The sequence below is a fragment of the Sporomusaceae bacterium ACPt genome (assembly GCA_041428575.1).
GTDB lineage: Bacteria > Bacillota > Negativicutes > Sporomusales > Sporomusaceae > Sporomusa_D > Sporomusa_D carbonis.
Window position 1 is genome coordinate 911387 of the sequence record CP155570.1, and the last position, 14699, is coordinate 926085.

The following is a 14699-nucleotide window of genomic DNA, read 5'->3' on the forward strand; positions in this document are numbered from 1 at the left end:
ATAAGTTAATGATAGCACGGATGGTGGCTTTTTACGGGAAAATAAATTAACTTATAACTTGATTTTATAGTTAACAAAATTAAGTTATAGATATATTATAATATCAAGGAGGTGAAGCCAGTGCTTAAAAACATAGTTGAAGCCATCCGGGTAGAAAGAATTAAACAAACTATAAATGAGCAAAAATAACCCCAGATAATTCCAGTGATAAAAAAATAGAGACAACTGACCCCTTTCTGTGTTATGAATAAGTTTGCACACCAAAACCACAACCAGAAAGGAATTTCAGATGTCTCTAAACCATAGCATAGCAGAAACTTCCGCCATTCGCAATTTTTTATTGAGCCTTTCCTTCGCATTCTATTTTTCCAAATCCGTATTCCGGCATATTGAAGAATTTATTATTGCAGCTGTTCAAGCCGGATATCGTGGTAAAGTTGTCGATATTGCGGCACTCAGTTATACTTTATGTCACCGTACGACCTATGGAAAATTCTTAAGCAACGGCGTGTGGAAGCAAGAGTATGCCTGGCGTGCTATCCGCAAAGAAGCCATTACAAGGGTATATCAAAAAGAACGATTCTGGAGTACTATAGCCAACGGTGGCCGATTGAAATCTTTTTCCGCCAGACCAAAGGAAACTTTGGCTTTGACAAATATCAGGCTCGTTCTGCACAAGCCATCGACAGGATAATGGTCCTAATTACTCTTACCTATCTCTATTGTGTTATCGGAACGGGTAGCTATCAACCATTGGGAGCGGGATTAAAGGCGGTACGTGCCAATACTCAACGTGAGAAAATTACTATGATTTACACAGCTGCTAAAAATGGTGTGCCTCTTGAAGATGTTTTATCAAGATTCAAAGTTGCATAGGGATACCTCTAATTCATCATGTGTAAAATTATGTTAGTAAATTTGCTCATTTATAGTAATAAAGATTTACAGGCGTGTTGTTAGTATAAGCGTAAGTCAAGCGCCAGCGGTGGAGCGTTACTAACAACACGCCTAGAAAAAATCTTTATTGGATTTCATATAGCATTATTGGTTCAATATGAGAGTAAAGTAAATTGGACATTGAGACCAGAGTTAATTTTTGTGAGACTTTCTTCTCTTAATCTACATTTTTATGGTATAATTTCCATAAAAATCAAATAAAGAACATTAGCTTGAAATCGGAAAGTACGCCAAAAAAATGCTCCCCATATGCTAAAAAGGAAATTTATCCAGTATTACCCATCTCGAATGGCGTGTAAACTATATTTTGGGATAGTATTCTGACTGAAAATAGTCTGGTGACTCTTGTTGCCCTCCTGAAGGGTAACTCTAAAAAACCCACGAAACCGCGCGGAGAAATGCCGAAACTATGCGGATAAACTCAGGCAGGAAGGGTATAGTACCAGTTTCATTGCCGCTGATGTCGGTTAGGTCGGTGAAGTGAAACGAATGGTGCAGACTGTGGTTGAGCAGCATGCCCAGATCAGCGTCCTGGTCAACTGCGCGGGGGTTAATATGCGCAAGCTGGCTCTGGATTATACCGAAGAAGACTGGGATTATATTACGGAGCCGCCGCTGCTATCGGTATGTGCGGCCAGGTATCCACCACCACGGCGGCAGTGACATTGATGTCTTTCGGCATATTTTTCGCGTATTGTTCACCCCGTTCTATTGGGCGATCATTCAGGATACGGCCAGGAGCGACAGTGTGGGCCGGGTCGGTAGCTTTACCAAATATCATGACCCCGCCGGACTTCCGGTGCGGCCAGCTTAATCAGCTTGTTCGCGATATAACCCCCGAGGCCGATAATACTCTCAATATGTAAGAAGTGCTCAACGGACGGGTCAAACAGGACGGTGGCGTTGGCGGCGATTTCTTCGTCACCTTCCCAGATGACTACACAGAGCGGGATTTTGGGGAACACCGTAAAGACCGCCGAAGCGTCGCCGAAGCGTGCCGGCCGGCCGCCTATCCGTTGGGCGCATTCCAGAAGGTGCGCCGGTTGGTGGCCGAAGGTTTTAATCAGACCGGTGATGGATTCTTTGTGGAAGGCCGGATAAAACAGCATACCACCGTTGGGTATTTCTTTTAGACTTACCCATTTATTGACCGGCTCGGCCCTGGTTTGAAAAAACGTGAGGTAGTGGAGGATCAGTATGGATGCTCCGATTCCGGGAACAGTGCCGTCCGCTTCTTTATGGATGCTTTGCTTATTGCAGTCAACAATATAGTTCTCATTTAAAAAAGGCACAATGAACTGCCGGTTGTCGCTCAGATAGGTTACATCCATCGTACTGGCAATGTCTTCGGGGGCCTTTTGTTTAAGATCGTCCCACCCCTTGTTATAAGCAATGCGGTAATTAGTTTCCAAATCAATCCCTCCTTGTAGTCGTGTGCTGCTGCTACCTTTATTAAACACTACAGTTTGGCAAATGGAAAGGGCCAGTTAAAAAATGTGGAAATGCTTTTGAAAGTGGGGGCAGCCTGTGAATCAGCGCTTGTGTCTCACGGCAGCAAACCGGAAGTCGGTTCAACCTGTGCGGTAGCGGCGGCTATTAAAACGGAATGGAAAGAATATATCCAAAAGGTAAATCATATTGATCTGCAGGAACTGGCGGCACAAATTATCCGGGCGCGTAAGCGTTAGTCATACATGCAGGCAGCCGGGACGAATTGGATTTGACAGGTATCTTTTTTACTGTTCCGGCAGATTGATGTCCCGGCAAGCATTATTGCACCTTACTTTTTGCCGATCATTTGGTACTGCTTTTGCTCTATGTGAAATATAACATAGAGAGGTGGTGAAAATGAGAAGGGGTGTCGTGCTGCGCAGCGCCTGGAAAATTGCCAGAGCCTACTGGTTTTCCGAGGAAAAAGGAACAGCCTGGCTGCTCCTTGGCAGTGTAATTGTTTTGAATCTGGCGCTGGTATATGTTACGGTACAGCTTAATGTATGGCAGGGAGCATTTTACGACGCAATTCAAAATTTTAATTATGGCAGTTTTATTGACGTGATCAAACGTTACGCCTTGTTAGCTGTATTGCTCATTGTTGTCAAGGGGTATCAGATTTATGCACGGATGCTCCTGCATATGCGCTGGCGGCGCTGGTTGACAGAACGGTATCTGACGTCATGGTTGCATAAAAAATCGTACTACCGCCTGCAGTTAATGGCCGGAAGCGCTGCCGACAATCCGGATCAGCGGATCAGCGAGGATCTTGAACTGTTTGTGGTGCTGACACTCCGGCTGTCGGTGGACTTTTTTCAGGATGTGGTCACGGTTTTTTCGTTTGTGTTGATTTTATGGGATTTATCCGGCGTATTTTATCTGCCGGTCGGCGGTTGGGAGATACCGGTATACGGATATTTGGTCTGGCTGGCTTTAGCGTATGCCGCCGTGGGCACCTACTGGACGCTCAAGGTCGGGCGGCCGCTGGTCCGGCTGGACTATGACCAGCAGCGGTATGAGGCTGATTTTCGCTTTAGTCTGGTCCGGGTGCGGGAACATGCCGAAAGCATTGCCTTATATAACGGCGAAAATAATGAGAAAAGAAATTGTCTCAGGCACTTCAACCAGATTCTGGCTAATTTCCTGAAAATTATTGATGTCCGCAAGCGGCTGATGTGGCTGACAACCGGCTATTCGCAGGTTGCCGTCCTCTTTGCGGCTTTGGTGGCGTCGCCGCGCTATTTTCGCGGTCAAATCCAGTTCGGCCAGATGTTTCAGATTATTGACGCCTACAATCATGTGCAAATCGGGTTTTCGTTCATCATCGACAGTTTCACCCGTCTGGCCCAGTGGCGGGCGGTTGTCAACCGGCTGAACAATTTTCTCACTTTCCTGGAAACAGTGCAGATTGAGAGTGTATCACAAAAAGAAGTTGTCTGCCGGCAGCAGCAGGGCGTTTTTTTCGCAGAAGCCCTCAATATTTTTCAGCCTGACGGTCAAATGCTGGTCAAGGACTTAACACTCAAACTTCCTCCCGGCCAGAGTCTGCTGGTGACCGGTCCGTCCGGCTGCGGCAAAAGTACGCTGCTTAGAACACTGGCGGGAATATGGCCTTATGTTAACGGCCGCATCCGGATTCCCCGGGACGCCCGGCTGATGTTTGTACCCCAGAAATCGTATATGCCGATTGATACCCTGCGCGAGGTGCTGCTGTATCCGGGATTGTCCCGGCCGGTCAGTGATGCTGATTTAAGGGACGTTTTGATTGCTTGCCGGCTGAAGCATTTGACAGGCAAGCTGGATGAATGGCTGGACTGGGGGCAGGCGCTGTCATTGGGCGAGCAGCAACGCATTGCCTTCGCCCGGGCGTTGTTGCAGCAGCCTGATTGGCTGTTTCTTGATGAGGCCACTTCGGCGTTGGACGAAGCCACCGAACAGACAGTATATCAGCTGGCAGTCAAAATGCTGACTAAGACGGCAATTGTGAGTGTGGGTCACCGGAGTACGCTCATTGACTATCATCAGAGCCGGTTGTCGTTGGACGGCAGCGGCGGCTGGGATCTGAGGACCCGGGCCGCCGCCTGCCAGGGGGCCGGACGGCGCTCCCTTCCTAATTGGTAAACTAATAATGAACGGAAAAAGCCGCCCGGCAGGACGGCTTTTTATTATAATTTTTATTCACTACCGGTTATTTACCGGTGCTAACTTGGCATAATATTCGATAATTTCCCTTCGGCGAATGATTCCGATAAAGATATCACTATCATCCACCACCGGGACAAAGTTTTGAACGATGGCCAGAGAAAGCAGATCCTCCATTTCCGCATTAATTCGCACCGGCGTGTTGGTCATTCGCCAGGGAATGTCTTTGATCATGATCCGCTCAGTGCCGGCAAAGGTTAACCCCGGTGTATTCTTCATTTTCCACAGTAAATCCCCTTCAGTAATTGTTCCGGCGTATTTACCCTGTTCATTAATGACCGGAACGGCCGTATAACGGTGGTATTCCATTTTTTCAAGCGCTTGCCGCATGGTAGAATTCAGAGGCAAATAAACGACTTCATTTTTGGGGAGCAGGAAAAAAGTAATATTCATGACAATTCTCCTCCAGTATCTTTCTAAATGATAATCAGCCAAGGGAGTTGCCAAGTTTTCTTCTAACCGTTTAATTATATATATTCAACAAATGCATCCAGTTTCCCTTTGGTAAGAAGAACTAAAGGAAACTTGTGTAGGTTGTCTAACCAGAAATGGTTAGACCAGAGTCTTAATTTTTAGGCGCTGGTCGCAAATAATGTTATACTTATTTTTCTTCGGCAAACAAATGATGTATATAGTATCCAATAAAGATGTACAGGCGTGTTGTTAGTATAAGCGTAAGTCAAGCGCCAGCGGTGGAGCGTTACTAACAACACGCCTAGAAAAAATCTTTATTGGATTTCATATAGAATAAAATTGTATGTCGCATGATTGTTTGAAATAAAAGCACCTATACACTTTCGGAGGAATTTACTATGGCATATCATATGCGGAGGCACGACAGACAACTAAAGACCTGTAAAGAAATTAATGAAATTCTCAAAAAAGGCAAATTTGTAGTTTTATCGCTTTGCCAAGATAATGAGCCTTATATAGTCACATTGAGTTATGGATACGACCAATCGCAAAACTGTCTTTACCTCCGAAAATAACCGCGTACCTTAAGGAGGGAGCGGTTATTTTGCGCCTTGCAAGCCGACTATCAGCCGGCTTGCTTGCTTACTGCTATGTTGTCAGGTTTAAAGAGCCGGCCGGGCAAGAAAAAGGCGAGGATGGCGGCGGCAATCGGTATAACGGAAATAACGGAGAAAACACTGGGGATACCAAAGTGGTCGGCAATGTAGCCCAGCAGTGTAACCGCCAGTCCGCCCAGGCCGATGCTGAAACCGATGGTAAGGCTTGCCCCCAGTGCTTCATAGCCGGGCATCATTTCCTGGGCCAGCACAGTGGTGGATGAAAAAGACGCAATGTAAACAAAGCCAATGGCTACTACCAGCGGCAACGTCCAATAGCCGCTAGCATGGGGTAAGAGGATTAACAAGGGAAGCGTGAGGAGCATCGACCCTAAAATGATGGTTTTACGTCCGAATTTATCGCCGAGTACGCCGCCGACATAGGTTCCCACCACGCCGCTCAGCAGATACCCTGATACCAGGTAACTGGCATAGGCGTGGCTGCCGCCAAGATAATCTGCAAAATAGAGGGGAATATAGGTAGTTAAGCCGGCAGCAATACTGCTGCGGAAAAAAATGTAAAACAAGAGGAGGCTTATCATAGCCAATGGTATGGGCGTATTGGCTTTACTTTTTTTCATATTGGACGAGTGTTGCCGCGGAAGTTTCGGTGATAACGCCGGCATGTTTAACCAGAGCAGCGCGGCAAGGAGAAAGGCCGGCAGGCAGAAATAGAGAGTGTTGTTTGTCGACCCGGGTAAACTTAGCAGCGCCACCATAAACACCGAACCACAAGCCTGCCCCAAATTGCCGCCAAGTGAAAATACGGCCATGCTTTGGCCCCGGTTATGAATATGGCTGGCGTTGTGAATCATTTTAGCGCCTTGAGGATGAAAAGCGGCGATTCCCAAGCCGGTAATAACGACAATCATCAGTAAGCTTGAGTAAGAAGTAGCCAAGCCGGTGACCGCCATGCCCAACCCGGACAGCAGAAGTCCGGCAGGAACCAGCCAGGGCAGTGAAAGGCGATCGGTTATATAGCCGAAAACCGGCTGAATCACTGATGAGGTTACATTCTGGGCCATTACGATAAACCCTATTTGGGAGTATGAGAGAGTAAAAGCGTTTTTGAGAAATGGTAAAAGGATGGGTAAAGCTCCTTGGCTTAAATCGGTAATTGCGTGGCTAAGGGCTACTAAAATTAATGATTTGCTAAGAAAGGTCTGTTTTTGTTTGCTCATAATTGTTCTCCTATTATTAATAACTGCAGTAATATCAATTATAATGAGGTGCACAGCAAAGTTCATGAATAATATTGATAAATTATAGCACGATTTTGATTACATACTTCCCAACTTCGATGTATAATGAAAAAAACGCAAGATCCGAAACGGCAATCCAACACGCGGGGCGAAGTTCCCCATACCCAAATCGAGGTGAATACAGTGGACTATAAATTCCTTTTGGAATCTATACTCAAGCATCTGGACGAAGGAATTTTAGTGGTGGATAAAAATGCAAATGTTACTTTTTATAATGAGCCGGCAACCAATATAGCCGGTATCACTCCAGACCGGGCTATTGGAAAAAATATTTTAGACATTTTTCCCGATTTAACACCTGAAACCAGTACATTTTACCAAGTATTGAGAACGAAACAGCCTATCATCGATTATGTTCAGACCTATATGAATTTTCAAGGAATAAAAGTTTCTACTCTGACATCAACGATACCCTTGATAAAGCACGGGGAAATTATCGGTGCTCTTGAAATTTACCGGGATTTAACCCAGGTTAAAGAATTATCAGAGAAAGTCCTAAACCTTCAATCGGAATTATTTAAGAAAACGCGTAACGTGAAATCATACCAGGGAAATGGAGTCAGATATACCTTTGATGATATTATTGGGGAAAGTCCGGTAATAAAAGAATTAAAAAAGCGGGCTCAAAAAATAGCCGATAGTGACTCACCCGTACTGGTTTATGGTGAAACTGGAACGGGAAAAGAACTTTTGATTCAGGCCATTCATAATGCCGGCAAGGCACGGAGAAACAAGCCCTTTATCGCCCAAAACTGCGCTGCATTGCCAAATACACTCTTGGATAGCATATTGTTTGGCACAACGGCAGGGAGTTTTACAGGTGCGAAAGATAAACCGGGGCTTTTTGAGCTTGCTGACGGAGGAACGCTTTTTTTAGATGAAATTAATTCCATGGATATGGAGCTTCAGGGGAAATTGCTGCGTGTTCTTCAAGACGGCATGATTCGCCGGGTTGGGGGAACCAATACAATTATTGTCGATGTAAGAATTATCGCCAGTACCAATGAGCCCCCCTCACAACTCGTGGAGAAAAATATTTTGCGCAAGGACTTATACTATCGTTTAAATGTCATTCCGTTAAATATTCCGGCTTTGCGAGACAGAAAAGAGGATATTTCGCTGCTAACGAATTTCTTTATTGACATGTATAATGATAAAGTCAATAAAAAGGTGGAAAAAATTTCTCCTGCGGCTTTAAATATATTGCATTCTTACCATTGGCCCGGCAATGTCCGGGAGTTAAAATATGCTATAGAAAGCGTCATGAATTTCATTGAGGGTAATGTCATTGATGTGGATGATTTACCCAATCATATAGTCAGCTCTACAGAAACAGCTAGAAGCAAACAGCAAGAGGCTACAGAAGATATAGTGATTTCTTCGTTGGTGGAAAATTTAAATGAATATGAGAAGAAATTAATTCAAAAGGCTTTAAAGCAGGCTAATGGAAATGGCGCAAAAGCTGCGAGGATGCTAAAAATTCCCCGGCAGACATTACATAATAAAATAAAAAAATACAATATTGATTGGGAAATTATATTACATCGTGGCTGATATGTCTCTAAAAGGGGACGATGTCATTACCGACATTGTCCCATTTTAGAGACATTTTTAAATTTGTGGAAATTCAATCAGTAGACAAAGACTTAATAAGCAGGACAGTGCCAGATAAAAACCGTATTTTACGCTATATAGTATCCAATAAAGATTTACAGGCGTGTTGTTAGTATAAGCGTAAGTCAAGCGCCGGCGGTGGAGCGTTACTAACAACACGCCTAGAAAAAAACTTTATTGGATTTCATATAGAAAACAATATTTGGCACGATTATTGCGTAGTAAAGTGGGTATGCAGCCTCAATTTATGTATTTTTCATAAAACCGAAGTTATTGGCGGTGATTTTTTTGATTGCAGGGACAGTATTTAACATTCAAAAATATTCCATACATGACGGTCCGGGAATACGAACCACAATTTTTTTAAAAGGATGTCCATTACGCTGTTGGTGGTGTCATAATCCGGAAAGCTTAGAGTCAAAAACTGAAATAGTATTTTGGAAAAATAAATGTATCGGCTGCGGAGATTGTGAGAAAAGTTGTCCCAATGCGGCAATAACAGCTTCTGATGAAGGGTTTATAAGAAATGAGGCCCAATGCGGTTTATGTGAAAACTGCATAGAGACCTGTCCTACCGGAGCGATGGAGAAGGTAGGACAGAGAATGACGGTAGAAGATGTTATGAAAGAAATAGAAAAGGACCGGATTTTTTATGAAGAATCTGGTGGCGGGGCTACACTTTCCGGCGGAGAATCTTTGACGCAGCTGGAATTTCTTGATGGTCTTCTTGGCGCATGCAAATTGAAAGGGATTCATACTGTTTTAGATACTTGCGGTCATGCACCTTGGGAATCCATTGCCAGGATAGCAGATAAAGTAGATTTGTTTTTATATGATATTAAACATATGGATGAAGAGCAGCACAAAAAATACACGGGCGTATCCAATAAACTCATATTAGAAAATGTAAAAAAGCTTGCAGCAAATAACAATAAAATCTGGATTCGTATACCCGTTATACCGCGAATAAATGACGATGACGCCAATATAGCAAAAACAGGGGCATTTGTAGCGTCGTTGAATCTGAGAGATGTTTATTTATTGCCCTATCATAATATGGCTATTGATAAATATACGAGGCTGGGCAAAGCGTATCAATTACCCGATGTACAGCCGCTTGCTGATAAACAGGTGAATGAAATTTCACAAAAACTCAGGGCTTTTGGCCTAAATGTTAACATTGGAGGCTGATACAAATGACAGTACAGGGAATGAATTTAAGTAACAGGGTGGCCAAATTAAGAGAGCAAAGTGTTAACACCATTCCCCGGTTATCCATTGAACGGGCCAGGCTGGTGACAGAAGCCTATAAAAAATATGCGGGTAAGGTTTCTATTCCGGTGTTGAGAGCATTAACCTTTAAATATCTGATGGAAAATAAAACTATTTGCATCAATGAAGGTGAGCTCATTGTCGGAGAACGGGGGACTGGACCGCAGGAGGCGCCCACGTATCCGGAACTATGCTGCCATACCGTCGGCGATTTTGAGGTTATCGATAAGCGTGAGAAAATCTTTTTTAGAGTCGATGAGGAGACCAAGCGAATTCAAAGAGAAGAAATTATACCTTTCTGGCAAGGTAAAGCCATCCGCGACCTGATTTTTGATCAAATGACACCAGCCTGGAAGGACTGCTATGAAGCCGGCATTTATACCGAGTTCATGGAACAACGAGCACCGGGTCATACGGTTGCTGACGGAAAAATTTACCGGAAAGGCTTCCTTGATTTCAAAAAAGATATTGAGAAAAAGCTTCAAGAACTGGATTACCAACATGATTGTCAGGCTTATGAAAAGCAAGAAGAACTAAGAGCTATGGCAATTTGCTGTGATGCGATTATTACCTACGCGCAAAGACATGCTGAAGCGGCGAGCGCTCTGGCCAGTAAGGAGCCGGACCCTGTAAGAAAGAAAGAATTGGAAGAAATTGCCGCTGTTTGCCGTCATGTGCCGGCCTATGCGCCAAGAACTTTCAGAGAAGCTTTACAGACATACTGGTTTGTCCACCTGGGTGTAATCACGGAATTAAATACCTGGGATTCTTTCTGTCCAGGCAAGCTTGACATTCATCTTTATCCATTCTATGAACGGGAAATTCAAGCAGGGACTCTGACGCGTGATGCTGCGAAAGAGTTGTTGGAATGCTTCTGGGTGAAATTCAACAACCAGCCTGCCCCGCCCAAGGTAGGTATTACCCTTCAGGAAAGCGCCACATATACAGATTTTTGCAACATCAATATTGGCGGAATCAAACCTGATGGCACTAACGGCGTAAACGAATTGTCCTATTTGCTGCTGGATATTGTTAAGGAAATGAGAATCCTGCAACCGAGCACCAATGTACAAATCAGCAGAAAGAACCCGGATCAATTTGTCATCAGGGCTGCCGAAGTAATCAGGGAGGGAATGGGTTTTCCCTCGGTATTTAATACCGACGCAGTACTGGAAGAGCTGCTCCGTCAGGGAAAAAGTCTTGAGGATGCACGCTGCGGCGGTACCAGCGGTTGCGTAGAGGTAGGCTGCTTTGGTAAAGAAGCCTATATCTTAACAGGGTATTTTAATCTTGTAAAAATATTAGAAATTACACTACACAATGGTATTGACCCCAGAACCGGCAAAAAGCTAGGGATTGAAACAGGAGATCCAACCCAATTTGCTTCGCTTGATGAGCTGCTGGCAGCATTTAAGAAACAAGTTGAGCATTTTGTTGACATCAAGATTCGCGGCAACAACATCATTGAGATGCTGTATGCGAAATATATGCCTGCTCCGTTCATGTCTATCGTTGTTGATGACTGTATTGAAAAGGGTAAGGATTATAATGCGGGAGGTGCCCGCTACAACTCCAGATATATTCAAGGCGTTGGTATCGGCAGTATTACCGATTGTCTGTCAGCTATTGAATATCATGTTTATGATAAAAAGAAATTCTCAATGGGGGAATTATTAGAGATATTAAAGGCTGATTTCGAAGGCCGTGAAAAGGTGCGCCAGTTATTTTTGAATAAAACGCCCAAATACGGCAATGACGATGATTATGCCGATAGTATTATGCTCAAGGTGTTCGAAATTTTCCATGAAGTTGTAAACGGAAGAAAAACCCCGACTGGCGGGACCTATCGAATTGAAATGCTGCCAACCACCTGCCACGTATACTTCGGTTCAGTCATTGGGGCCACGCCGGATGGCAGGAAAGCCGGACGTCCGCTCTCCGAAGGCATTTCTCCTGTACAAGGAGCAGATAGAAACGGTCCTACAGCAGTGATCAAATCTGCGGCAAAAATGGATCAGCTGAGAACAGGCGGGGCATTGCTTAACCAAAAATTCACACCCCAAGTCGTACAAGGAGAAGGAGGTCTGGTAAAATTAAAAGACTTAATTCGGGCCTACTTCAAGATGGATGGGCACCATATTCAGTTCAATATTGTGGATGCCGATACGCTAAGAGATGCCCAAAAGAATCCTGAAAAATATAATAATCTTATTGTAAGAGTTGCCGGTTACAGTGATTACTTCAATAATCTTACCAAAGCATTACAGGATGAAATCATCGAACGAACAGAACATAAAAATTTCTAGCGGCTTGATCTCTTTTCCAATTGTACCCAATAGTGTCACAACCGAAATGCATGTTAAACTGCTTAGGATTAAAAAAAACATTTGGTAGAAACTATAATTAATAGTTTTGGGAAGGAGGGCGAGTCGTAATTGAATCACAGGCAGCACCGCAAATACAATAAATCAATGAAACGGAGACTCAAACGTATGGCAGCTGCTGCCGCAGTTGCCGGTGCAGCATTTGTGTCCTCGGCATTATTGCCTGGAGTGCCTGCCACAGCTCACGCTTCAGCCATTCCCGATGGTACCGCTCAGCCTGGTAGTGCTATTGAGCATGTAGTAAAAACCCCAAAAGGCAACTTTAATTTTCAATCAGAAAGCAGGATTCCCCTGAAAAAGCTGGCTAAAGCCCAAGCCAAGGCCAAAGCTCAAGCACAAGCCGAAGCCCAAGCCAAAGCCGCCGCCCGAGCTCAAGCTAAGGCCCAGAATGAGCGTGACCAGCAAGCCCGGACCCCGGTACCCAAAGATACGGCTGCACCGCAGAAGCAGGCCGCCAAAACTGTCCAGGCCTCGCCAACTGCAGCCAAAGCTCCCACTGAATATCAGCAGGTATTAAATGTTAAAGCCACTGCTTATGCACCTGGTCCCCATGACAACGACCAATGGGGCGACAAAACCTTTATCGGTTCAAAAGTCCGTCCTGGCGTTATTGCTGTAGACCCCAACGTAATTCCGTTAGGGTCGCGCGTGTATATCCAGTATCCTGACGGCACCGGCCACTATGCAACAGCAGAGGATACCGGTGGCGCCATTAAAGGAAACCGTATTGATATTGCCATGCGCTCGGTAGACCAAGCTTATGATTTCGGTATCAAGAACGTGAAAGTATATGTTTTAGGCAAGAACGCGTAAAAAATCCGGTATTTTTATCCGGCATTGCCAATGGTAAAAATCCTGCAGTCCTTAACCAAAGGGCTTGCAGGATTTTAGTTTATTGCGTAAGTGAATACTTTTCGCTCTGCGGAAGAGTTCAAATTTAGGCAAGCAATTTGGTCAGGGCATGATCATGATTGGAAATTATCGGAATGAAGAGCAAATTATCCGACTTAAAAATACAAATTATCGCAGGATATTTTATATTTTAGCAGAACTTTAGAATATATAGTGTTGCTAAGAGATAAAAGGGAAAGACGGTCTCGGTGTTTTTGCACGGGATATGATTGTATCTAAGCTAGTGTTAAAGGTAAGATAGACGGGTTAGTAATTCAAGTGACGCAGAATGTTTTTTCAAGTCAATTAGGGTGTGATGCCGAAATTTATTCTCCCCTACGATGTTAGTCGCGTCGTTAGGGGATTTGTTTATTTTTTACGAGTAGGGCGTGGGTAATTTTTTGTAGCTAATAGTTAGTGGGAGGACAAAATGAAACATGTAACGATGTTCGTCTTGATTATGATGCTGATAGGCAGCCTAGGGAGTCAATCCATTGCCGCCGCCTTTGGGCCACTTGGGCTGGATATAGACAATCTTCCGGAATGGGAAGTGAAGAATAGTTCAGTTGGCGGTAAGCTGTTGCTTTCTGATAGTCCCGAGATGGTACAAAATGATGGTATTTTGTATCAAGATAAGGTGGAAGGGAACGCGCGGCTCTTTTTTTACCATGTCAACGCATCAAATGACGTTAAAAAGGTAGCTGTGCATTTGGAAAACAAGGGAGATAAAACAGCTCATGTCACTGTCAGTCAATCGGGTTTGGGTGGTCCGGGGTACGCTTGGATGGAGGTAGGAAAAGAAACACTGACATCATACCTTGCCGAAAAACGGGCGTATCAGATAAATGTTCCTCCGGGTGGAGTAATGCCACTGTCGGCAAGTATCAGCGAAGCAGCCATTATGCCGAATATGCTGATTCACGGAATTTATGATTTTACGGTTGATCGCCCGATAACTGTTACAGTCATGATGCTACCTGTAATTGAGGATAGTGTGCAGTTTTCCAAGACATTAAAGGTGCTGCCGGCCGATCAGTGGCATTTGCGAGGCACGTTTGAAGGGGCAAACAGGCAAATTTCCCCACTAAAGGTTTATGATCCGGCTTCGGACGGGGCTGTAGGAATAACGCTGGCTGACAATAACGTTGATTCTTATGTGAAAGGCATTGACGCTACCGATGGAACGGAAGTTGTTGATTATGGAAATTATGGTGTTGTCTATCAAATTTTGCTTCCTTCGCAAAAAGGCGGTAGAATCGCTTACTATCTTGTACCAATGGGTGGGTATTATGCCGGTGCCATCGGGATAAACCATCCTGAGGTAAGCTGGAGTCCGCTTGCAATACCGCGTGGCAGAATATATTTCGGAGATAATAAAAAAAATGACTTTGCCTTCTTAGGTACTTATGACAGCGGTGACCCGCTATCATTTACGTTTAGCCCGCCGGGAGGCTCGAACTTGCCGGTAAAAATTATCGCTTTGCCACAGTAACTTCGTGAAATGTTGCAGGACTTTTGTATTTATATGGTAAAAGTTATAAAATAAATTATTTGCT

14 protein-coding genes are annotated in these 14699 nt (G+C 44.2%); 10 read left to right on the forward strand and 4 right to left on the reverse strand.

Annotated elements, in window-relative coordinates; genetic code table 11:
* The first annotated feature begins 253 nt into the window (after nucleotides 1–253).
* The 3 genes from SCACP_RS04485 to SCACP_RS04495 all read left to right on the forward strand — a co-directional run bounded on the left by SCACP_RS04485 (nucleotide 254) and on the right by SCACP_RS04495 (nucleotide 1620).
* A complete protein-coding gene (locus SCACP_RS04485) occupies nucleotides 254–694 on the forward strand; it encodes a hypothetical protein (RefSeq protein ID WP_425061475.1) in 441 nt (146 codons plus the stop codon).
* Nucleotides 616–876, forward strand: coding sequence for a hypothetical protein (locus tag SCACP_RS04490; protein WP_425061322.1), 261 nt, complete (start codon nucleotides 616–618; stop codon nucleotides 874–876). Before SCACP_RS04485 ends, SCACP_RS04490 begins: the two co-directional genes overlap by 79 nt.
* A 570-nt stretch (nucleotides 877–1446) precedes the next feature.
* Nucleotides 1447–1620: a hypothetical protein gene (locus SCACP_RS04495; protein ID WP_425061323.1), complete on the forward strand. Its 174-nt coding sequence runs from the start codon at nucleotides 1447–1449 to the stop codon at nucleotides 1618–1620.
* Here the strand turns inward: SCACP_RS04495 and SCACP_RS04500 are convergent.
* Together SCACP_RS04500 and SCACP_RS04505 are read right to left on the reverse strand one after the other, a co-directional pair.
* Nucleotides 1559–1738 (reverse strand): hypothetical protein, encoded by a 180-nt coding sequence (locus tag SCACP_RS04500; protein ID WP_425061476.1) that lies wholly within the window; start codon nucleotides 1736–1738, stop codon nucleotides 1559–1561. The two genes, SCACP_RS04495 and SCACP_RS04500, sit on opposite strands and share 62 nt — an antisense overlap.
* Nucleotides 1725–2369, reverse strand: coding sequence for a DUF3786 domain-containing protein (locus tag SCACP_RS04505; protein ID WP_425060206.1), 645 nt, complete (start codon nucleotides 2367–2369; stop codon nucleotides 1725–1727). Before SCACP_RS04505 ends, SCACP_RS04500 begins: the two co-directional genes overlap by 14 nt.
* Before the next feature lie 54 nt (nucleotides 2370–2423).
* Between SCACP_RS04505 and SCACP_RS04510 the strand changes: the two genes are divergently transcribed.
* Together SCACP_RS04510 and SCACP_RS04515 are read left to right on the forward strand one after the other, a co-directional pair.
* On the forward strand, nucleotides 2424–2645 hold the full coding sequence (locus tag SCACP_RS04510) for a hypothetical protein (protein WP_425060207.1): 222 nt from the start codon (nucleotides 2424–2426) through the stop codon (nucleotides 2643–2645).
* Nucleotides 2646–2805: 160 nt separating this feature from the next.
* A complete protein-coding gene (locus SCACP_RS04515) occupies nucleotides 2806–4569 on the forward strand; it encodes an ABC transporter ATP-binding protein/permease (protein ID WP_425060208.1) in 1764 nt (587 codons plus the stop codon).
* Between the two features lie 60 nt (nucleotides 4570–4629).
* On the opposite strand, the gene SCACP_RS04520 is transcribed toward SCACP_RS04515, so the two are convergent.
* On the reverse strand, nucleotides 4630–5043 hold the full coding sequence (locus SCACP_RS04520; RefSeq protein ID WP_425060209.1) for a CBS domain-containing protein: 414 nt from the start codon (nucleotides 5041–5043) through the stop codon (nucleotides 4630–4632).
* 646 nt (nucleotides 5044–5689) lie between these two features.
* Nucleotides 5690–6901: an MFS transporter gene (locus SCACP_RS04525; RefSeq protein ID WP_425060210.1), complete on the reverse strand. Its 1212-nt coding sequence runs from the start codon at nucleotides 6899–6901 to the stop codon at nucleotides 5690–5692.
* Between the two features lie 126 nt (nucleotides 6902–7027).
* Here SCACP_RS04525 and SCACP_RS04530 point away from each other — a divergent pair, with 126 nt between their 5' ends.
* From SCACP_RS04530 to SCACP_RS04550, 5 genes are all read left to right on the forward strand, one after another.
* The gene (locus SCACP_RS04530) at nucleotides 7028–8536 is read left to right on the forward strand and encodes a sigma-54 interaction domain-containing protein (RefSeq protein ID WP_425060211.1); all 1509 of its coding nucleotides are present in this window, start codon (nucleotides 7028–7030) and stop codon (nucleotides 8534–8536) included.
* Between the two features lie 348 nt (nucleotides 8537–8884).
* Nucleotides 8885–9787 (forward strand): glycyl-radical enzyme activating protein, encoded by a 903-nt coding sequence (locus SCACP_RS04535; RefSeq protein WP_425060212.1) that lies wholly within the window; start codon nucleotides 8885–8887, stop codon nucleotides 9785–9787.
* Nucleotides 9788–9792: 5 nt separating this feature from the next.
* Nucleotides 9793–12174, forward strand: coding sequence for a trans-4-hydroxy-L-proline dehydratase (gene hypD, locus SCACP_RS04540; RefSeq protein ID WP_425060213.1), 2382 nt, complete (start codon nucleotides 9793–9795; stop codon nucleotides 12172–12174).
* A 129-nt stretch (nucleotides 12175–12303) separates the two neighbouring features.
* Nucleotides 12304–13065 carry a 3D domain-containing protein gene (locus tag SCACP_RS04545; protein ID WP_425060214.1) on the forward strand — a complete coding sequence of 254 codons (762 nt, stop codon included), beginning with the start codon at nucleotides 12304–12306 and terminating at the stop codon, nucleotides 13063–13065.
* A gap of 508 nt (nucleotides 13066–13573) precedes the next feature.
* Nucleotides 13574–14635, forward strand: coding sequence for a hypothetical protein (locus SCACP_RS04550; RefSeq protein ID WP_425060215.1), 1062 nt, complete (start codon nucleotides 13574–13576; stop codon nucleotides 14633–14635).
* The last annotated feature ends 64 nt before the right edge of the window (nucleotides 14636–14699 follow it).